At 54.6% G+C, this 19,654-nt stretch carries 15 protein-coding genes and 1 pseudogene; 11 read left to right on the top strand and 5 right to left on the bottom strand.

Going from position 1 to position 19,654, the window contains the following annotated elements:
* The 3 genes and pseudogenes from UC14_RS02620 to UC14_RS02610 form a co-directional block, all read left to right on the top strand.
* Nucleotides 1–1,889: pseudogene (locus tag UC14_RS02620) on the top strand (PTS mannitol transporter subunit IICBA); the annotation flags it as partial.
* Between the two features lie 134 nt (nucleotides 1,890–2,023).
* Complete coding sequence (locus UC14_RS02615; RefSeq protein ID WP_013573385.1) at nucleotides 2,024–3,172, top strand: mannitol-1-phosphate 5-dehydrogenase; 1,149 nt, start codon at nucleotides 2,024–2,026, stop codon at nucleotides 3,170–3,172.
* A 136-nt stretch (nucleotides 3,173–3,308) separates the two neighbouring features.
* A complete protein-coding gene (locus UC14_RS02610) occupies nucleotides 3,309–3,857 on the top strand; it encodes an MltR family transcriptional regulator (protein ID WP_014411435.1) in 549 nt (182 codons plus the stop codon).
* 130 nt (nucleotides 3,858–3,987) lie between these two features.
* Here UC14_RS02610 and UC14_RS02605 read toward each other — a convergent pair whose 3' ends face one another.
* A complete protein-coding gene (locus UC14_RS02605; RefSeq protein ID WP_013573388.1) occupies nucleotides 3,988–4,596 on the bottom strand; it encodes a LysE family translocator in 609 nt (202 codons plus the stop codon).
* A 144-nt stretch (nucleotides 4,597–4,740) separates the two neighbouring features.
* On the opposite strand from UC14_RS02605, the gene UC14_RS02600 reads away from it, so the two are divergent.
* Both UC14_RS02600 and UC14_RS02595 read left to right on the top strand, forming a co-directional pair.
* Nucleotides 4,741–6,240: a PLP-dependent aminotransferase family protein gene (locus tag UC14_RS02600; RefSeq protein WP_013573389.1), complete on the top strand. Its 1,500-nt coding sequence runs from the start codon at nucleotides 4,741–4,743 to the stop codon at nucleotides 6,238–6,240.
* Between the two features lie 65 nt (nucleotides 6,241–6,305).
* Complete coding sequence (locus tag UC14_RS02595) at nucleotides 6,306–6,665, top strand: YibL family ribosome-associated protein (protein ID WP_013573390.1); 360 nt, start codon at nucleotides 6,306–6,308, stop codon at nucleotides 6,663–6,665.
* Between the two features lie 171 nt (nucleotides 6,666–6,836).
* On the opposite strand, the gene yiiM is transcribed toward UC14_RS02595, so the two are convergent.
* The 4 genes from yiiM to fdhD all read right to left on the bottom strand — a co-directional run bounded on the left by yiiM (nucleotide 6,837) and on the right by fdhD (nucleotide 11,503).
* On the bottom strand, nucleotides 6,837–7,508 hold the full coding sequence (yiiM, locus tag UC14_RS02590) for a 6-hydroxyaminopurine reductase (RefSeq protein WP_013573391.1): 672 nt from the start codon (nucleotides 7,506–7,508) through the stop codon (nucleotides 6,837–6,839).
* A gap of 103 nt (nucleotides 7,509–7,611) precedes the next feature.
* Entirely contained in the window at nucleotides 7,612–9,558 is a 1,947-nt protein-coding gene (locus UC14_RS02585; RefSeq protein ID WP_013573392.1) for a methyl-accepting chemotaxis protein, read from the bottom strand.
* A gap of 271 nt (nucleotides 9,559–9,829) precedes the next feature.
* On the bottom strand, nucleotides 9,830–10,450 hold the full coding sequence (gene sodA, locus UC14_RS02580) for a superoxide dismutase [Mn] (RefSeq protein WP_013573393.1): 621 nt from the start codon (nucleotides 10,448–10,450) through the stop codon (nucleotides 9,830–9,832).
* 210 nt (nucleotides 10,451–10,660) lie between these two features.
* The gene (fdhD, locus tag UC14_RS02575; RefSeq protein WP_112197181.1) at nucleotides 10,661–11,503 is read right to left on the bottom strand and encodes a formate dehydrogenase accessory sulfurtransferase FdhD; all 843 of its coding nucleotides are present in this window, start codon (nucleotides 11,501–11,503) and stop codon (nucleotides 10,661–10,663) included.
* Nucleotides 11,504–11,648: 145 nt separating this feature from the next.
* On the opposite strand from fdhD, the gene fdnG reads away from it, so the two are divergent.
* The 6 genes from fdnG to UC14_RS02545 all read left to right on the top strand — a co-directional run bounded on the left by fdnG (nucleotide 11,649) and on the right by UC14_RS02545 (nucleotide 19,548).
* Nucleotides 11,649–14,696, top strand: a complete 3,048-nt coding sequence (gene fdnG, locus UC14_RS02570; protein ID WP_112197180.1) for a formate dehydrogenase-N subunit alpha — start codon at nucleotides 11,649–11,651, stop codon at nucleotides 14,694–14,696.
* A 12-nt stretch (nucleotides 14,697–14,708) separates the two neighbouring features.
* Entirely contained in the window at nucleotides 14,709–15,620 is a 912-nt protein-coding gene (fdxH, locus tag UC14_RS02565; protein WP_112197179.1) for a formate dehydrogenase subunit beta, read from the top strand.
* A complete protein-coding gene (gene fdoI, locus UC14_RS02560; protein WP_112197178.1) occupies nucleotides 15,617–16,270 on the top strand; it encodes a formate dehydrogenase cytochrome b556 subunit in 654 nt (217 codons plus the stop codon). The genes fdxH and fdoI overlap by 4 nt, the downstream gene beginning before the upstream one ends.
* On the top strand, nucleotides 16,267–17,181 hold the full coding sequence (gene fdhE / locus UC14_RS02555) for a formate dehydrogenase accessory protein FdhE (RefSeq protein WP_112197177.1): 915 nt from the start codon (nucleotides 16,267–16,269) through the stop codon (nucleotides 17,179–17,181). Before fdoI ends, fdhE begins: the two co-directional genes overlap by 4 nt.
* An 85-nt stretch (nucleotides 17,182–17,266) precedes the next feature.
* The gene (locus UC14_RS02550; RefSeq protein ID WP_112197176.1) at nucleotides 17,267–17,908 is read left to right on the top strand and encodes a glutathione S-transferase; all 642 of its coding nucleotides are present in this window, start codon (nucleotides 17,267–17,269) and stop codon (nucleotides 17,906–17,908) included.
* A gap of 101 nt (nucleotides 17,909–18,009) precedes the next feature.
* Nucleotides 18,010–19,548: an aldehyde dehydrogenase family protein gene (locus UC14_RS02545; protein WP_013573400.1), complete on the top strand. Its 1,539-nt coding sequence runs from the start codon at nucleotides 18,010–18,012 to the stop codon at nucleotides 19,546–19,548.
* The last annotated feature ends 106 nt before the right edge of the window (nucleotides 19,549–19,654 follow it).

Here is a 19,654-nt window from a genome sequence, read left to right as displayed (position 1 = left end):
TCAAAGTTCAAAACTTTGGTCGCTTCCTGAGTAACATGGTAATGCCCAACATCGGCGCGTTTATCGCCTGGGGTATCATTACTGCTCTGTTCATCCTACCGGCTGGATCCCTAATGAAACATCGAAACTGGTTGGCCCGATGATCACTTATCTTCTGCCATTGCGTCATCGGTTATACCGGTGGTCGTCTGGTCGGTGGTGATCGCGGTGGTGTGGTCGGCGCAATCACCGTAATGGGTGTTATCGTTGGTGCGGATATGCCAATGTTCCTCGGCGCAATGATTGTAGGTCCGCTGGGCGGCTGGTGCATCAAGCGTTTCGACCGCTGGGTTGACGGTAAAATCAAAAGTGGCTTCGAGATGCTGGTCAACAACTTCTCGGCCGGTATTATCGGTATGCTGTTGGCCATTCTGGCCTTCCTGGCAATCGGTCCGCTGGTAGAAGCACTGTCTAAAGTGCTGGCTGCAGGCGTGCACATCATGGTTATTCATAACCTGTTGCCGCTGGCGTCTATCTTTGTTGAACCGGCGAAAATCCTGTTCCTCAACAACGCTATCAACCACGGTATCTTCTCTCCGCTGGGTATCCAGCAGGCGACTGAAACCGGTAAATCTATCTTCTTCCTGATCGAAGCGAACCCGGGTCCGGGTATGGGCGTCCTGATGGCGTACATGTTCTTCGGTCGTGGCAGTGCTAAACAATCAGCTGGCGGTGCGGCAATCATCCACTTCCTGGGTGGTATCCACGAAATTTATTTCCCATATGTTCTGATGAACCCACGTCTGCTGCTGGCAGTCATTCTGGGCGGTATGACTGGCGTGTTCACCCTGACTGTGCTGAACGGCGGTCTGGTGTCTCCGGCTTCTCCGGGTTCTATCCTGGCGGTTCTGGCGATGACACCAAAAGGTGCGTACTTCGCTAACATCGCGGCTATCGTGGCAGCCTTTGCGGTGTCCTTCGTTATCTCTTCTTTCCTGCTGAAAACCACCAAAGCGAAAGACGGCGACGATCTGGACGAAGCAACACGCCGTATGCAGGATATGAAAGCCCAGTCTAAAGGCGGCAAACCTGCTGTTGCAGGCGTGGCGGGCGACCTGTCTACCGTACGTAAAATCATCGTTGCCTGTGACGCCGGTATGGGTTCCAGCGCAATGGGTGCCGGTGTGCTGCGCAAAAAAGTGCAGGATGCCGGGCTGACCAACATCAGCGTCACCAACAGCGCGATCAACAACCTGCCTGATGATGTGGATCTGGTGATTACTCACCGTGACCTGACTGAACGCGCCATGCGCCAGGTGCCACACGCACAGCACATTTCGCTGACCAACTTCCTCGATAGCGGCCTGTACACGGACCTGACTTCACGTCTGGTTGAAGTGAACAAAGCCAGCCAGTACAAAGAGAAAGTGACCACCACGCTGGGCGACAGCATCGTGACTGACAATGAAAACGAAAACCTGTTCCGCATTAGCGAAAGCAACATCTTCCTCGGCCTGAACGCGGCGACCAAAGAAGACGCGATTCGTTTTGCCGGTGAACAACTGGTGAAAGGCGGGTATGTTCAGGCAGAATATGTCGACGCGATGCTGGCTCGTGAGCAGCTGACCTCGACGTATCTGGGCGAATCCATCGCTGTGCCGCACGGTACCATCGAAGCGAAAGATCGCGTGCTGAAAACCGGTATCGTGTTCTGCCAGTATCCGGCGGGTATCCGCTGGGGCGATGATGAAGATGACCGTGCACGCCTGGTCGTCGGTATCGCAGCGCGCAATAATGAGCACATCAACGTGATCACCAAACTGACCACGGCGCTGGACGAAGAAGGTGTTATCGAACGTCTGGCGAACACCACCAGCGTTGAAGAAGTTCTGACTATTCTTCGCGGCTAAGGTTGAGTAATCAGTAGAGCGTTACTAAGCGGGTCTTGATAAAAGACCCGCTTGTTGATTCGGAGCCGGGCGGCTCCCAGCTTTACCCAAAGCTTTTTACCATAAAGTATGGCCCCCGATTTGAAGGAAATATTATGAAAGCATTACATTTTGGTGCAGGTAACATTGGTCGCGGTTTTATCGGTAAATTACTTGCTGATGCCGGGATTGAGTTGACGTTTGCGGATGTCAGCCCTGCCTTACTGGATGCGCTGAACAGCCGTAAAGGTTACGACGTGCACGTGGTCGGTGAACAGGCCACCGTTGAGCCTGTCAGTAATGTGAATGCCGTGAACAGCGCCGGTCAGGAGGCAATCAACCTGATCGCTGAAGTCGATCTGGTGACCACCGCCGTCGGTCCGACCGTGCTGGAAAAAATCGCGCCGAACGTCGCTAAAGGTCTGGTGCTGCGTCATCAGCAAGGCAACGAAAAGCCGCTGAACATTATCGCCTGCGAAAACATGGTGCGCGGTACCAGCCAGTTTAAACAGCACGTATTCAACGCCCTGCCGGAAGATGAAAAAGCCTGGGTTGAAGCGCACGTCGGTTTTGTCGATTCCGCCGTAGACCGCATCGTTCCCCCTGCGGCAGCGGGCACCACCGATCCGCTGGAAGTCACCGTTGAAACCTTCAGCGAATGGATTGTGGATAAAACCCAGTTCAAAGGAGAATTGCCGGAAATCGCAGGCATGGAACTGACGGATAACCTGATGGCGTTTGTTGAACGTAAACTGTTCACCCTCAACACCGGTCATGCCATCACCGCCTATCTCGGCCAGCAGGCAGGCCACGCGACAATTCGTGATGCGATCCTCGACGAGAAAGTGCGTCTGGTGGTTCGCGGTGCCATGGAAGAAAGCGGGGAAGTGCTGATCCGCCGTTACGGTTTTGACCCGGAAAAACATTTCGCTTACATCGAAAAAATCCTGACCCGTTTCGAAAACCCGTACCTGCATGACGATGTTGAGCGCGTTGGCCGTCAGCCACTGCGTAAACTGAGTGCGGGTGATCGTCTGATCAAACCCTTGCTGGGCACGCAGGAATATCGCTTGCCGAACGACAATCTGGTGAGAGGGATTGCGGCCGCGATGCATTATCGCAGCGAGCAAGATCCGCAAGCTAAAGAACTGGTAGAATTGCTGGAGAAAGTTGGGCCAAAAGCCGCCCTTGCCCAGATTTCAGGTCTGCCAGAAGATGGCGAAGTTGTGGCGAAAGCCGTCGCTCTCTACGAATCGATGCACTGATACTGCGTTTATTTTGATTTCGCCAACACCAGGCAAAGAAAGCCCTGTCGGGCGGGATGTTTCTGCCCGACATGCGCGCATCATGGATGACGCCAGGGGCGCTGTCAGCATCGGCTCTTTAATGCAAGTAAGCCCTATGGAAAAAGCTCAGGCGTTTGAAAACCGTGTACTTGAAAAGCTTAATGCGGGTAAAACCGTGCGCAGCTTTTTAATGACCGCTGTGGAGTTACTGGCCGAAGCGCTGGATATTCTGGTGGTGCAGGTTTTCCGTAAAGATGATTATGCGGTGAAATATGCAGTCGAACCGTTACTGACCGGCACCGGACCGCTCGGTGATTTGTCTGTACGTCTCAAACTGATTTATGCGCTGGGCGTGATCAGCCGTCATGAATACGAAGATGCAGAATTACTGATGGCGCTGCGTGAAGAGCTGAATTACGACGGTGAAGAGTATCGTTTTACCGATGATGAAATTCTCGGCCCGTTCGGTGAATTGCATTGTGTGACAGAACTGCCGCCAGCGCCCACTTTCCTGAAACCGGGCGAAGCCGACGAGTCGCTGATCGCCATGCAACGTCAGCGCTATCAACAAATCGTCCGCTCCACCATGGTCCTTTCCGTGACAGGGCTGATCGCCCACATCAGTAATCAGCAGCCTTCCAGGCTTTCTCCGGTGCAAAAATAAATCCCCGTCATACTTCGAGCCACAGATGCGTTGGCTGCGTTCAGTCACCCGAATCACTTACATGAGTAAGCTCATCGGGACTCCATCACTTGCCGCCTTCCTGCAACCCGAACTATTTTGGGGATTTGTTTTAGTTAAGCGCATGGCGCACTTCGCCGACCAGCAACCACAGCGCGGTTAATGCCATCATGCCGCCCATGATTGTGTTAAACATTTTCAGCTTCCATTCCACACGTAGCGCCTGACGTAATCTGTCACCCATCACGACCCACACCAGAATGCAGGGCAGATTGATCAGCGCGAAGCCGACACAAATCAGCAGCGTGTGATGCAGCATGTTGCCATCCGGCGGGGTAAACAGAATCGCCACGTTGGTCGCCATCAGCCACGCTTTCGGGTTCACTGCCTGAAATAACGCGCCATTAATCATGTTCATCGGTTGCTGTTTTGCGCCTTCTTTCGGCGAGCCGGAACGGTAAATTTTCCACGACAGCCAGAACAGATACGCACAGCCCACTGCCGCCATTGGCAGACGCACAACGGTCATCCAGCTCAGCAGAATCGCCAGCATGGAGGTCATCAGCGCACACTGCACCACGCAGCCCAGCGTAATTCCCAGCATCATCGGCACGCTGCGGCGCAGCCCGAAATTCACCCCGGAAGCCGCCAGCAACAGATTGTTCGGGCCGGGTGTAATTGACATCACGGTGACGTAACTGACAAAAGCGGTATCGATCATTTTGTTTTCCTGCATCCCCTGTTTTCCAGATAACCAGAGTAAACACTGCACAGGAAAGGTAACAGAACCAGAAATACGCTATTGTTATGGTTACAGATAGCATAACTAAAAACTGTACCCATGACTTTTCACGGAACTGACACCATGACTGATACAGCGGATTTCAGCGACACGCGATATAACCAACTGGCGGAACAACTGGCGGACGCTATCCGCCGTGGCACACTCGCACCGGGCAGTCGTTTGCCGTCCGTGCGACGCAGCGCACAAACCTGGTCAGTCAGTATCAACACCGTGGTAGCTGCTTACCGGCGGCTGGAAGATCGCGGCTTTATCGAGGCACGTCCGCAGTCCGGTTTTTATGTGCGTGCCGCGTTGCCCGCGCTGGACCATCAGCCGCAGGAACAGCCGCAGACGCCAGCGGCAGAACCGGCAGATGAAGTGCTGGATCTGATCGACAAAGTGTTCGCCTCGCAAATTGACCCCACCTACACCAACTTATCGCTAGCCTGTCCGCAGTCGAACGATTTTTACCCGACCGGAAAACTGGGGCGGATTATGTCGTCACTGCTGCGTCGTCAGCCCAATCTGATCGGGCAATACGCGCTGCCGCCGGGCAGCCCGGCGTTACGCCAGCAAATTGCGCGCCGTGCACTGACGCTCGGCATGATTTTAGAGCCTGCGGATATCACGATTACGCACGGTTGTATGGAGGCGTTACAGCTGGCATTGCGCGTTACCACCAAACCCGGCGACAGTATCGGGCTGGAAACGCCGACCTATTTTTATCTGCTGCCGATGCTGGCGAGTCTCGGACTGAAAGCAGTGGAAATCCCCACCGATCCGCAAACCGGCCTGTCGCTGGATGTGCTGGAAATGCTGCTGACCGAGAAACGGCTGAATGCAGTGATCGCCATGCCGACGGCGCAAAATCCGCTGGGCTTTACCATGCCACTGGCGGCGAAAAAACGGCTGGCGCGGCTGATGAACGATCACCAGGTCCCCCTGATTGAAGACGGGCTTTACGCAGAAATTCAGTTTGGCGCGACGCTGTCTCCGGCGGTAAAAGCCTTTGACCGTGACGGCTGGATCCTGTTTTGCACCAGCTTTACCAAAACGCTGGCACCTGATTTTCGCATCGGCTGGGTGGACGGCGGACGCTTTGCCGATAAGCTGCATAAACTGAAAGCGGTATCGTCAATGGCAGAGTCCGCCTTGCTTTCCCAAACGCTGACGTTGTTTCTGGAATCGGGCGGTTACGATCATCATCTGCGGGTTTTACGCAAACGCTACGCGTCGCAGGTGGAACAGGCGCGCGCGTTGATCGCCCGTCACTTCCCGCAGGGCACCCGCGCCACGCAACCGGCAGGCGGCTTTGTTATCTGGGTGGATTTCCCGCCGGGCGTCGATTGCGTCACGCTGTTCCGCCAGTTACTGAAAGATAAAATCTGCATGACGCCGGGACAACTGTATTCACCGAGCGGTCGCTACGCCAATGGCCTGCGTTTATCGTGCTGTTATGTTTTCGATACCCGCTATATTTCGGCGATGATCCGCATTGGCGAGCGGGCGTGTGAGATGTGTGGTTTGCCGCCGGGGCTGGCAGAAACGCAGGAGCAAGCTGAAGAATCGCACACTTCCTGATACACTGACGTTTATTATTCCCAATTTACAGTCTTGCCCGCTGCGGCATGAACGGATCTGAAACCATGAAAGAAGTCGAAAAAGCCGAGATTAAACGCCTCAGCGACATGCTGGATGCACTTAATCACAAAGATGCGACCGTGATTCAGGCAGGTAATGCTGAGTTAATTGCCAAGCACGAAGAAGAGAAAGAAAAACTGGCTGCCGAGATCGCGCGTTTGAAAGAAGTGCGTGAGAAAAAACTCAGCACCGAAGCGCAGAAGCTGGAAAAGCTGTTCAGCCGTGAAATCACCAAGAAAGAACAGGCTGATATGGGCACGCTGAAGAAAACCGTTCGCGGTATCGTGGTGGTTCACCCGATGACTGCGCTGGGCCGCGAAATGGGCCTGAAAGCGGTGACCGGTTTCGCTAAGAAAGAATTCTGAACTAACACGCCCTCCCCTGCGAAGGGGAGGGTTGGGGTGGGGTATTAAAGCAGAATCAAAGAGTTGAAGTGTGCTTTGACTCGGGTTTTGTCTTTATAACCCCCTCCCAGCCTCCCCTTTCGCAGGGGGAGGAGCAAAGAAAAACCCCTCCAGCCATGCCCGTTCTGTTTCTTATTTCCCAAACAATCTCCGCCCAAAATCCTCGATCTTGCGATTTACCAGCCGCATCTGCATGGTTTTACTCCAGCTCGCTGAAATCCCTGCAGCAGACATCAGACGGCGATACTGTTCCTCATCAAACGGCATGTTGAAGGCGATAGAAATCGCTTCTGCGACGGACACCTCACTGTTGCGCGTCAGCAGTTCCAGCGGCCGGTCGCCACTGACATTCCCCGTACTGACCACCCGATATAACCAGCCGCAGCGGCCGCTTTGTTGTAACAGCGGCGACAGGTTTTTGCAGTCGAGAAAATGGTTCAGTTTGTAGCAGGGTGCACGGGGTTGCGTGACCTGAATCAGCGCGTCGCCCCAGCGGAAAATATCACCGATATACACGTTATCTTCGGTCATGCCGAGTGTCGAAAGGTTTTCCCCAAACGCAGGCGGATGAAAACGGTCCTCTTCTTCGGGAAACTGCTGGCGCAACCAGGCGTAATGCTCGCGGGGAAAATGACACAGCGCGCGGTCAGCGCCACCGTGATAAGACTTCTCGGCCTGCTGATCGTTCTCCAGCCCGAGAGGCGTCAGAGCGACAGCGCCATCAACCTGACGTTTGGCAATCGCACTGGGTGAAAAGTCGGGATAATGTTCGATGGTACCGATGTACACGTCGGGATAATGCATAAGCTCTCCGCTGCTGAAATGTCACTCGCTCAAGCATAACCTGCATTCGGCAGCGGGAGTAGAAGGAATACCTGCGCACATGCGGGGTGCGCAGGTTCATCAGTCAGAACGTTTCCCAGTTATCCTGACTGGTTTTGCCTTGAACTGGCAGCGGCAGGGCCGGACGGCGCAGCGCGGCGGATGCCGGTGCGGCCAGCATATCGCCGTTATCGGCCAGGCGGAATACCGAGACTGCCTGCGTCAGCGTCGCGGCCTGATCTTCGAGTGAATCGGCGGCAGCGGATGACTGCTCAACCAGCGCGGCGTTCTGCTGTGTCGTGCTGTCCATTTCGACAATCGCCTGCGAAATCTGGCTGATACCACGGCTTTGCTCGTCAGAAGCAGAGGCGATTTCACCCATGATATCGCGCACATGCGAGACGGATTTCACGATGTCCTGCATGGTACGTCCGGTATTTTCCACCAGCTTCGCGCCGGTGTTAACACGTTCAACCGACTCGGCAATCAGCCCTTCGATCTCTTTCGCTGCCTGCGCACTGCGCTGTGCCAGTATGCGGACTTCCGAGGCGACGACTGAGAATCCGCGGCCCTGTTCACCGGCACGCGCGGCTTCAACCGCAGCGTTCAGCGCCAGGATATTGGTCTGGAACGCGATGCTGTTGATGACGGACGTAATTTCGGCGATACGTTTTGAGCTGCCGGAAATCTGCTGCATGGTGTCGACCACTTCGCCGACTTGTTTGCCGCCGAGCGTTGCGGTGCCCGAAGCCTCGCTGGCCAGTTTGCTGGCGTGATGGGCGTTATCGGCGTTCTGTTTCACCGTCGCGCTCAGTTCTTCCATGCTGGCGGCGGTTTCTTCAACCGCGGCGGCCTGCTGTTCGGTGCGTGAGGAAAGATCGGTATTCCCGGCGGCGATTTCAGCCGCCGCGTGAGAAACCTGTGAAACGCCGGAGCGGATTTCATAAATCATCGTACTGAGATTCTGGCTCATCGCGGACACCGCGTTCATCAGCATACCCAGCTCATCGCGACGTGTGGTTGGATGCGCGACAGTCAGATCGCCCCGCGCAATCGCCTCCGCCGTTTTCAGCGTATCGCGCAGCGGCTGGGCAATCTGGCGGGTGATTCGCCATGCAATGATAATCCCCACCAGCATTACGATCAGCGTAATCACCATCATGATCATCTGTGCATTACTGATGTCTTTATGCGTGTTATCCAGTTCATTTTTGAATATTTTTGCGACCAGTGTGTTCATCTCAGCGGCTTTTACTGTCAGCAGCTGCGAGTTCTTTTGTTCATCTTCGTAAGCCGGCATGTAGGCCATAACGTGATCTTTATAGGTCGCCAGCGCACTCATCAGCGGGGCGAGTGTGGCCTGCTGATCCGGCAACAGTAATGCGTTCAGCTTTTTAGCATTGGCCTGCGTATCATCAATTGACTTTAACAGCCTGGCTTCCGATTCCTTGTTGATGTTGAGCAACAGGCCGCGCACGTCATAACGCACGTTGATCAGTTTTTGAATGACTTCGGCCAGTGAAAGACGAATGGAAGGATCGGCATCTTCCACACGCAGCTGATCTTGTAAACGTTTCACAACGGCTTCGGTTTCGGAAAGATTCCAGCTGGCGCGTACCGCATCTTTGCGGTCGACGGCTTCTTTAAATGCGGCTTGTGCCTGCTGATATTCATGAATTTTTACCGGCACCTGCTCCAGTTCTGCCTGCCCAGCGGCATCCCATTTCAGCTTGTCTTTCGACTGCTCAATCAGTTGCGACAGCGCGTCAATGTTGTCCTGATTTTGTTTGAGATATGCCGGATTGTAATTGAGCTGATAAAGCGTACGGCTGAGGCGGGCATCATTGAGTAATGCGTTCATCTGATTACTGAAATCGACTTTTTCCGCACGCTGACTGATGTCGTTAAATTTAATCATTCCCGCAGTGGTAATGACGGCCGCGATCAAAAGCACAAGCCCGAAACCCAGACCCAGTTTGGTGCCGACCTTGAGATTGTTCATCCACTGCGAAAGACCCGATCCGTTACTCATAATCATTCTCCGTCAAACATCCCTTTTAAATAGACATGCGTTTTTGTGACGCCTTTGTGAACAATCTATCGGTAGGTTGTTTAATAAACTTTATAGGATCTGTGGCGTATTTTTGATTAATGCGAGCGGGGTCTAATAATGGTGGGAAACGGAAGAATAATTCGCTGTAAAACAGTGATCATGCATACAAATTCAGGACATAAAAAAGGCGGGTCACTGACCCGCCATTGGCGAAAACATCATCATGCCCGCGAAGGGCGGCAGGGCGAAATTACTTCGCTTCAGCCAGACGTTTTGCTGCTTCGTCCCAGTTTACAACAGCCCAGAAGGCTTTGATGTAATCAGGGCGTTTGTTCTGATATTTCAGGTAGTAAGCGTGTTCCCACACGTCCAGGCCCAGCAGCGGGTAACCGGAAGCGCCGGAAATGGCTTCGCCCATCAGCGGGCTGTCCTGGTTAGCAGTAGAAACAACCGCCAGTTTGCCGTCTTTCAGCACCAGCCATGCCCAGCCTGAACCGAAACGAGTGGTCGCTGCTTTCTCAAAAGTTTCTTTGAAAGCGTCAACGCTGCCGAAATCGCGTTCGATCGCAGATTTCAGTTCGCCCTGCAGGGTGGTGCCGGTTTTCAGGCCTTTCCAGAACAGGCTGTGGTTAGCGTGGCCGCCTGCGTTGTTACGCAGTGCAACTTTCTTGTCTGCAGGAACCTGATCCAGTTTGGTGATCAGTTCTTCAACCGGCAGTGCAGCCAGTTCCGGCAAGCTTTCCAGCGCAGCGTTAGCGTTGTTCACGTAAGCCTGGTGATGTTTAGTGTGATGGATTTCCATCGTTTCTTTGTCGAAATGCGGTTCGAGTGCGTCGTATGCGTAAGGCAGTGATGGCAGTGAATAACTCATGTTCATCGTCTCCATAGTGTAGGGCGGCACCGTCATTGTGAGCACCGCGTAATCAGTCGGATCATTATAGTTAATTAAATGATATTGAAAATGATTATCTATGCTCCATGCTTTGTGCGGGTACTCGTAAGCGCCTGTTATACGGGGCTTAGAACCAGATAACCGCAAACAATCCTAAATTGTCTAAAGGCACGCGGTGCTTAGAGAGAGTTAACGTAACCGCTGCGGATGTGTATACACCGTTGCCCGTCCCGGTTTACTGAAACCGACCAGCGTCAGATTGCATTGTTCGGCAACGTCGACTGCGAGCGTGGTGGCGGCGGAGACGGCAAACAGGATTTCGATGCCGCACATCGCGGCTTTCTGCACCATTTCATAGCTGGCGCGGCTTGATACCAGCGCGGCGCCGGATATCCAGTCGTTTTGTCTGGCACGCATACCGAGCATTTTATCGAGAGCTACATGACGGCCCACATCTTCGCAGCCACCCAGTAATTCACCTTCCGGCGTGATCCACGCGGCGGCGTGGGTACAGCCGGTGAGCTGGCCGATTTCCTGCACGGATTTCAGCTGGTGCAGCGCGTTGTCCAGATTCGCCAGATCAAAGGTTTGGCTGAACGGCAGCGGCGCGAGCGGGCGGAATAAATCGCCTAACTGTTCGATGCCGCAGACGCCGCACCCGGTGCGGCCTGCCATGGCACGTCGGCGTTCTTTCAGCCCGGCGAAACGGCGGCTCGATAATTCGATGTTAACCTCAATCCCGTTACAGTTTGGTGTCACCTCCATCCCGTAAATATCACTGACCGATTCAATAATCCCTTCTGACAGCGAAAAGCCCAGCGCAAAGGCCTGCAGATCTTTCGGTGAAGCCATCATGACCACATGCGAAATGCCGTTATAAACCAGCGCAACGGGCACTTCCTGAGCAATCCAGTCATCTTCCGGCTCATTGAGATGTGCGCGCTGCATCACCGTTTTTTGGCTGGCTCCGATGATCTGAGTCACTTTTTTGTCATCTTTTTCGCCCAGTTCGTTTACTTGATGGACATCCATTAGCAATAACCTTATAAACATTCCGGCTACATAAGCCGTACAAAAACTATGGGTACTTGGCTTTAATTTTAACGCTTCCGCATCAGCTGCGGAAAGCGCCAATTTGAAAAGCAATGTGTTAACAGATGATGGGAAGGAGTCTTTCATGCAAGTCAGCAGAAGACAATTATTCAAAATATGTGCGGGTGGTATGGCCGGCACCACGGCGGCATTATTAGGATTTACTCCTACCATGGCGCTGGCGGAAACCCGCCAATACAAACTGCTTCGCTCCCGTGAAACCCGCAACAACTGCACTTACTGTTCCGTAGGTTGCGGAATACTGATTTACAGCCAGGGCGATGGCGCGAAAAACGTCACTGAAAATATCTTCCACGTAGAGGGTGACGCCGATCATCCGGTCAGTCGTGGCTCGTTGTGCCCGAAAGGCGCAGGCGTGCTGGATTACATCCACAGCGAAGGCCGTCTCAGATATCCGGAATACCGCGCTCCCGGTTCCGATAAATGGCAGCGCATCACGTGGGACGAGGCGATTTCCCGTATCGCCCGCCTGATGAAAGATGACCGCGACGCCAACTTCGTCGAGAAAAATGAAAACAACGTGACGGTCAACCGCTGGCTGACCACCGGCATGCTGTGTTCTTCTGCGGCCAGTAATGAAACCGGTCTGCTGGATCAGAAATTCACCCGCGCGCTGGGTATGGTGGCGATCGACTGTCAGGCCCGTCTGTGTCATGGCCCGACCGTGGCGGCATTAGCGCCAACCTTTGGTCGCGGTGCGATGACGAACAACTGGGTCGACATCAAAAACGCCAATGTGATTTTAATTATGGGCGGAAATGCGGCAGAAGCGCATCCGGTCGGATTCAAATGGGTGATTGAGGCCAAAACCAAAAATAACGCCAAAGTCATCGTCGTCGATCCGCGCTTTAACCGCAGTGCTGCGGTGGCCGATATCTACGCGCCGATTCGCGCTGGTTCTGACACGGCCTTCCTGCTCGGCATGATCAACTATCTGATCACCCACAATAAAATTCAGACCGAATACGTCCTGGAATACACCAATGCCAGCCTGCTGGTACGTGAAGATTATGAATTCAACGACGGTCTTTTCAGCGGTTTTAACGCGGCGAAAAAATCCTATAACAAAGAAAGCTGGCACTATCAGCTGGATGAAAAAGGCTTCGCGAAACAGGATAAAACGTTGCAGGACCCGCGCTGTGTCTGGAACTTGCTGAAAGAGCATGTTTCCCGTTACACGCCGGAACTGGTGGAACGTCTGTGCGGTACCTCGAAAGAAGATTTCCTGCTGATCAGCTCCATTCTGGCGGAAACCTGCGCGCGCGATAAAACCTCGACCATTTTGTATGCGCTGGGCTGGACGCACCATACCGGCGGCGCACAAACCATCCGCTGTGCGGCGATGATCCAGTTGCTGCTTGGCAACATTGGTATGCCGGGCGGCGGCGTGAATGCCCTGCGTGGTCACTCCAATATTCAGGGCTATACCGACCTCGGTTTGCTGTCGCTGAATCTGCCGGGTTACATGCCTTTGCCGTCGGAAAAACAGACTAATTTCACTGATTATCTGCATCAGATTACGCCCGCACCGCTGGTGGATGGACAGGTCAATTTCTGGAAAAACACACCGAACTTTTTCGTCAGTATGATGAAAAGCTTCTGGGGCGATCACGCCACGGCGGAAAATGACTGGGGCTTTGACTGGCTGCCGAAATGGGACAAAAGCTACGACGTGCTGCAACAGGCCGAGCTGATGACCGAAGGCAAGCTGAACGGGTATATCGTGCAGGGCTTCAACCCGCTGGCGGCCTTCCCGGACAAAAACAAATCCTCGCGTGCACTCTCGAAACTCAAATATATGGTGGTGATCGACCCGCTGGTGACTGAGTCCTCAAACTTCTGGCAAAACCACGGTGCAATGAACGACGTGCAGACCGCCGATATTCAGACCGAGGTGTTCCGTCTGCCGTCTTCCTGTTTTGCAGAGGAAAACGGTTCGATTGTGAACTCCGGTCGCTGGCTGCAATGGCACTTCCAGGCCTCTGAGCCACCGGGTGAAGCGCTGCACGACGGCAAAATTATCGCCCGTCTGTTTATGAAACTGCGTGAGCTGTACCAGAAAGAGGGCGGTGCCAATCCGCTGCCGGTAATGAATATGGCGTGGGATTATCAGGATCCGCTCGACCCGCTGCCGGAAGAAATCGCCCGCGAAGCCAACGGCAAAGCGCTGGCTGATATTCATGATGACCAGGGCAATCTGCTGGCGAAAAAAGGCCAGCAACTTTCGACGTTTGCCCATCTGAAAAATGACGGCAGCACCGCCAGTTTCTGCTGGATTTACACGGGAAGCTGGACGGAAGCCGGTAACCAGATGGCGCGCCGCGATAACGCCGATCCTTCCGGTCTGGGCTGTACGTCCGGCTGGGCGTGGTGCTGGCCGCTCAACCGCCGCATTCTGTATAACCGTGCGTCCGCTGATCCGCAGGGCCAGCCGTGGGATCCGAAACGCGAAATCATCCGCTGGGATGGCGCGAAGTGGATTGGTTTTGATGTCCCGGATTACAGCACCGCCGCGCCGGGCTCCGGCGTCGGGCCGTTCATCATGCAACAGGAAGGCGTCGGCCGTTTGTTTGCCACTGACAAAATGGCCGACGGCCCGTTCCCTGAGCATTACGAGCCGATCGAATCGCCGATTGGCACTAACCCGTTGCATCCGGCGGTGATTTCCAATCCGGTCGCACGCATTTTTGCCAGCGATTTGCCGAATATGGGCACCGCCAAAGACTTCCCGTATGTGGCGACCACCTATTCGATCACCGAATTGTTCCGCCACTGGACCAAACACGCGTTGCTGAACGCCATTGCGCAGCCAGAACAGTTTATCGAGATCGGCGAAGGTCTGGCCGCCTCGAAGGGCATTGCGCAGGGCGATGAAGTGAAAGTGTCTTCGAAGCGCGGATTCATCGTGGCGAAAGCCGTGGTGACCAAACGCATCCGGCCACTGACCATCGACGGTAAGCACGTTGATACCATTGGCATCCCTTGCCACTGGGGCTTTGAAGGCGCGACGCGTAAAGGTTATTTAGCCAACACGCTGACGCCGTCAGTCGGTGACGCTAACTCGCAAACGCCGGAGTTTAAGGCGTTCCTGGTTAACGTGGAAAAGGTCTAACGGAGGCGAATTATGGCAATGCAATCACAGGACATACTTCGTAAGTCCGCAACCAACGGGTTCACGCCAGCGCCGCGTGCCCGTGATCATCAGCAGGAAGTGGCGAAACTCATCGATGTCACCACCTGCATCGGCTGTAAAGGCTGTCAGGTCGCCTGTTCCGAATGGAACGACCTGCGCGATGACGTCGGGTTTAATACCGGCGTTTACGATAACCCGATGGATCTCAGTGCGAAATCCTGGACGGTGATGCGTTTCTCCGAAGTGGAACAAAACGGCAAGCTGGAATGGCTGATCCGCAAAGATGGCTGCATGCACTGCGCCGATCCGGGCTGCCTGAAAGCCTGTCCGGCGGAAGGCGCGATTTTGCAGTACGCCAACGGCATCGTCGATTTTCAGTCAGAACATTGCATCGGCTGCGGTTACTGCATCGCCGGTTGCCCGTTCAACATTCCGCGCATCAACAAACAGGATAACCGTGCCTACAAATGCACGCTGTGCGTTGACCGTGTGAGCGTCGGCCAGGAACCGGCCTGTGTGAAAACCTGCCCGACAGGTGCGATTCATTTTGGCACTAAAACCGCGATGCAGGATTTGGCTGCAGAACGCGTCAGCGAGCTGAAAGGCCGCGGGTTTGAACATGCCGGTTTATACGATCCGCAGGGCGTTGGCGGCACGCACGTGATGTACGTGCTGCATCACGCCGACAATCCTGAGCTGTATCACGGCCTGCCAAAAGATCCGGCCATCAGCGCGGCGGTTACCTTGTGGAAAGGTGTCTGGAAACCGCTGGCCGCCGTCGGCTTTGCAGTGACCTTCGCCGCGGCGGCATTCCACTTCCTGGGCGTGGGGCCGAATTACGTGAAAGAGGAAGAGCATACGGAAGGGGAAGATAAACATGACGATGAGGAGAAACGACCATGAAAAAAGAGAAGTTAATCCAGCGCTATAACCTGGTGGAACGTCTCAATCACTGGATCGTGGCGTTTTGTTTTGTGACGCTCGCGCTCAGCGGCATCGGCTTCTTTTTCCCGTCGTTTAACTGGCTGATGAACGTTTACGGCACCCCGCAACTGGCGCGTATCCTGCACCCGTTTTTCGGCGTGGTGATGTTCGTCTCTTTCCTCGGTATGTTCTTCCGCTACTGGAAGCACAACCTGCCGGAAAAAGATGACATTGTATGGGCGAAAAATATCGGCAAAGTGCTGACCAATCATGAAGTCGGCGACACAGGCCGCTATAACTTCGGCCAGAAATGCGTGTTCTGGGCGGCGATCAGTTGCCTTGTGCTGCTGATGGTGAGCGGCGTCATGATCTGGCGTCCGTGGTTTGCTGGTTACTTCCCGATCCCGCTGATCCGTCTGGCGCTGCTGGTGCATTCACTGGCCGGTATTGGCCTGATTCTGGTGATCATCATGCACGTCTACGCGGCGACCTGGGCGAAAGGGTCGATTTCGGCCATGACCGGCGGCAAAGTGCCCGCGTCGTGGGCGAAGTATCACCATCCGCGCTGGTATCGTCAGGTGCGTGCTGAAGAGCTGAAAAAAGAACAAGATAAGAGGAAAGCCGGATGAGCATCCAGATTGTTCAACAGGACGAACTGACAGACGGTAAAACCACGGCGGGGAACATCCCGCCGGTACTGTTCGCCAACCTGAAAACACGGTATCAGCGCCGCGCCGATCGTCTGCGCGCGCTGGCTGAAAACAGCCCGCTCGACGGATATCTGAACTTTGCTGCGGCGATTTGCGACGCCCAGCAGCGCGTGCTGAAAGAGTTTCCGCTCAGTATCGACCTGAGTGGCGAATTAGAAAAAGCGGCCGGTAAACCGCCACTCGACTGCCGTCTGTTTCCGCGCACGCCGCACTGGCTGACCTTGCTGGATGCGCTGATCCTGGTGCTCAAACATGGCGCATCAGAGCCGGTGTCCGGCGTACTTGAGCGCCTCGAACATTCCCCGAGCCTGCAGCGGGAAATGATGGCGACGCAGTTGCTGAATCAGGATTTCAAACACGTTCCGGCCGATGAAGCCCCGTTTATCTGGGCCGCGTTGTCGCTGTACTGGGCGCAGATGGCGGCGCAGTTGCGGGGTGTCGGGCGGGCGGATTATGGCGAAAATCGTCAGTTCTGCCCGGTATGCGGCAGCGTGCCGGTTTCTGCGGTGATCGCGTTTGGCGCCCACAGCGGCCTGCGCTATCTGCACTGCAATCTGTGTGAAAGCCAGTGGCATGTGGTGCGCGCCAAATGTAGCAACTGTGATGAAATGGAGCATCTGAACCTTTGGTCTATCGACGATGAGCAGGCGACGGTGAAAGCCGAAGCCTGTGACGATTGCGGCGCTTACCTGAAAGTGATTTATCAGGATAAAGATCCGCAGGCAGACGCCGTGGCGGACGACCTCGCCACGCTGCTGCTCGATGACCGGATGGAAGATAAAGGATTTTCCGGCAGCGGTATCAACCCGTTCCTGTTTCCCGCCGGGTAACCTGTAAATCTGGCAGCCGTGACTGGTAAACCCCGGCATGGCTGCTAGCTTTAAAAGAGGTTCCGGCGAAAACGAGGAGGGTCTGATGAAATTGATCGGCAGTTATACCAGCCCGTATGTACGCAAAATTTCTGTGATGTTGCTGGAAAAAGGCATCCCGTTTGATTTCATTAATGACCCCCCCCACGAACCTGGCTGCAAAATCACGCAGTACAATCCTCTCGGAAAAGTCCCCGCGCTGGTCGCCGATGATGGCGAAATTTTCTATGATTCCCCGATCATTGTGCAGTTCATCGAACTGATGAATGTCGCGCCCACGCTGTTGCCGTGGCAGCCGCTGGAAGCGTTACGCGTGAAGCAAATTGAAGCGCTGGCCGACGGCGTCACTGATGCTGCCGTGGCGCTGGTGCTGGAAGGTCGCCGCGATGCGGATAAACGTAACGAAGCCTGGGTTTTGCGCCAGCGGGAAAAACTGCTGCGCGGGCTGGATGCGCTGGAAAAGCATGCGGCAAACCGCACATTGCTCAATTCTGAAAGCCTCAACGTGGCCGATATTGCCGTCGCCTGTTGTCTGGGCTATCTCAACTTCCGGCGTATTGCGCCGGGCTGGTGTGTCGAGCATCCCGAACTGGTAAAACTGGTTGAACGCCTGTTCCAGCGCGAGAGTTTTGCGCGCACCACACCCCCCGGAAGTGGTAACGCCAGCTTTGCAGCGAAAAAGGTGTGAGGCCGCTCGAAGACTTCTCTTTACAATCTGCCGGTGAGATTTTTAAAGCCTAAGCTTTGTGCAGCGCTCTGCTAATCCCTGTTGCATAAAGGAGTTCCATCATGGCCTATGATAAAAATCCTCATGCCGTCAAACCGGAAGAATACGGTTTCCCGCTGAAACTCAAAAAACAATACGACAACTTTATTGGCGGTGAATGGGTCGCGCCGGTAAAAAAAGAGTATTACGACAACCTGACGCCGGTTACCGGCGAAGTGCTGTGTAAAGTGGCCAGTTCCAGCACCGATGACGTCGATCTGGCGCTGGATGCCGCCCATCAAGCCAAAGACGCATGGGGAAAAATGCCGGTGCAGCAGCGTGCAAACTTACTGCTGAAAGTCGCCGATCGCATGGAACAAAATCTTGAACTGCTGGCAAATGCCGAAACCTGGGATAACGGCAAACCGATCCGCGAAACCAGTGGCGCAGACGTGCCGTTAGCCATCGACCATTTCCGTTATTTCGCCTCCTGCGTACGCGCACAGGAAGGCGGGATCAGCGAAATCGACAGCGAAACCGTGGCCTATCATTTCCACGAACCGCTGGGCGTGGTGGCACAAATTATCCCGTGGAATTTCCCGCTGCTGATGGCGTGCTGGAAAATGGCACCGGCGCTGGCGGCTGGTAACTGCATCGTACTCAAACCGGCCAAACTGACGCCGCTGTCGGTTCTGTTGCTGATGGAACTGGTGCAGGACATTCTGCCTGCTGGCGTCATTAACGTGGTCAACGGCGCGGGCGGGGAAATCGGCGAATATCTGGCGACCTCCAAACGTATCGCCAAAGTCGCTTTCACCGGTTCGACGGAAGTCGGCCAGCGGATCGCCGGCTATGCTGCACAAAACCTGATCCCGGCTACGCTGGAACTGGGCGGTAAATCGCCGAATATTTTCTTCGCCGACGTGATGGATAAAGAGGACGAATTCTTCGACAAAGCGCTGGAAGGGTTCGCGCTGTTTGCCTTCAATCAGGGCGAAGTCTGTACCTGTCCGAGCCGTGCGCTGGTGCAGGAGTCCATCTACGAACGCTTTATGGAACGGGCAATCAAACGCGTGGAAGCGATCAAAACCGGTAACCCGCTGGATATGGAAACCCAGATGGGCGCGCAGGTGTCTGCCGGACAGATGAAAACCATTCTGGATTACATCGAAATCGGTAAAAATGAGGGCGCGGAAGTCCTGACCGGCGGTGCGAAGAAAAAACTTGAAGGTTCGCTGAACGAGGGTTATTACCTGCAACCGACCATCTTGCTGGGTAAAAACAATATGCGCGTCTTCCAGGAAGAAATTTTCGGACCGGTGCTGGCGGTAACGACATTCAAAGATATGGATGAGGCGTTACAAATCGCCAACGATACGGCGTACGGGCTGGGGGCGGGTGTCTGGAGCCGTGACGGCAACGTGGCGTATCATATGGGGCGCAACATTCAGGCTGGCCGTGTCTGGACCAACTGCTATCACGCCTATCCGGCACATGCGGCATTCGGCGGTTACAAACAATCCGGTATCGGGCGCGAAACCCATAAGATGATGCTGGATCACTATCAGCAAACGAAATGTTTACTGGTGAGTTATTCGAGTAAACCGATGGGGCTTTTCTAAGCACGGCGCTGTCTGCTAAACCGCCTCCCCGCCTCCTTCTTCGCAGGGGGAGGAGCAAAAACGCGATCTGCTCCCTCCTCTGCGAAGGGGGGGGGTTGGGGTGGGG

Source organism: Rahnella sp. NRRL B-41462 (genome assembly GCF_003263525.1).
Lineage (GTDB): Bacteria > Pseudomonadota > Gammaproteobacteria > Enterobacterales > Enterobacteriaceae > Rahnella > Rahnella aceris.
This window is presented reverse-complemented; position numbering and strand designations above follow the sequence as displayed.

What these genes read in the sequence shown, in the direction of transcription:
- UC14_RS02615 (WP_013573385.1), top strand. Translation starts at nt 2,024, where the DNA reads ATGAAAGCATTACATTTTGGTGCAGGTAACATTGGTCGCGGTTTTATC.
- UC14_RS02610 (WP_014411435.1), top strand. Translation starts at nt 3,309, where the DNA reads ATGGAAAAAGCTCAGGCGTTTGAAAACCGTGTACTTGAAAAGCTTAAT.
- UC14_RS02605 (WP_013573388.1), bottom strand. Translation starts at nt 4,596, where the DNA reads ATGATCGATACCGCTTTTGTCAGTTACGTCACCGTGATGTCAATTACA.
- UC14_RS02600 (WP_013573389.1), top strand. Translation starts at nt 4,741, where the DNA reads ATGACTGATACAGCGGATTTCAGCGACACGCGATATAACCAACTGGCG.
- UC14_RS02595 (WP_013573390.1), top strand. Translation starts at nt 6,306, where the DNA reads ATGAAAGAAGTCGAAAAAGCCGAGATTAAACGCCTCAGCGACATGCTG.
- yiiM (WP_013573391.1), bottom strand. Translation starts at nt 7,508, where the DNA reads ATGCATTATCCCGACGTGTACATCGGTACCATCGAACATTATCCCGAC.
- UC14_RS02585 (WP_013573392.1), bottom strand. Translation starts at nt 9,558, where the DNA reads ATGAGTAACGGATCGGGTCTTTCGCAGTGGATGAACAATCTCAAGGTC.
- sodA (WP_013573393.1), bottom strand. Translation starts at nt 10,450, where the DNA reads ATGAGTTATTCACTGCCATCACTGCCTTACGCATACGACGCACTCGAA.
- fdhD (WP_112197181.1), bottom strand. Translation starts at nt 11,503, where the DNA reads ATGGATGTCCATCAAGTAAACGAACTGGGCGAAAAAGATGACAAAAAA.
- fdnG (WP_112197180.1), top strand. Translation starts at nt 11,649, where the DNA reads ATGCAAGTCAGCAGAAGACAATTATTCAAAATATGTGCGGGTGGTATG.
- fdxH (WP_112197179.1), top strand. Translation starts at nt 14,709, where the DNA reads ATGGCAATGCAATCACAGGACATACTTCGTAAGTCCGCAACCAACGGG.
- fdoI (WP_112197178.1), top strand. Translation starts at nt 15,617, where the DNA reads ATGAAAAAAGAGAAGTTAATCCAGCGCTATAACCTGGTGGAACGTCTC.
- fdhE (WP_112197177.1), top strand. Translation starts at nt 16,267, where the DNA reads ATGAGCATCCAGATTGTTCAACAGGACGAACTGACAGACGGTAAAACC.
- UC14_RS02550 (WP_112197176.1), top strand. Translation starts at nt 17,267, where the DNA reads ATGAAATTGATCGGCAGTTATACCAGCCCGTATGTACGCAAAATTTCT.
- UC14_RS02545 (WP_013573400.1), top strand. Translation starts at nt 18,010, where the DNA reads ATGGCCTATGATAAAAATCCTCATGCCGTCAAACCGGAAGAATACGGT.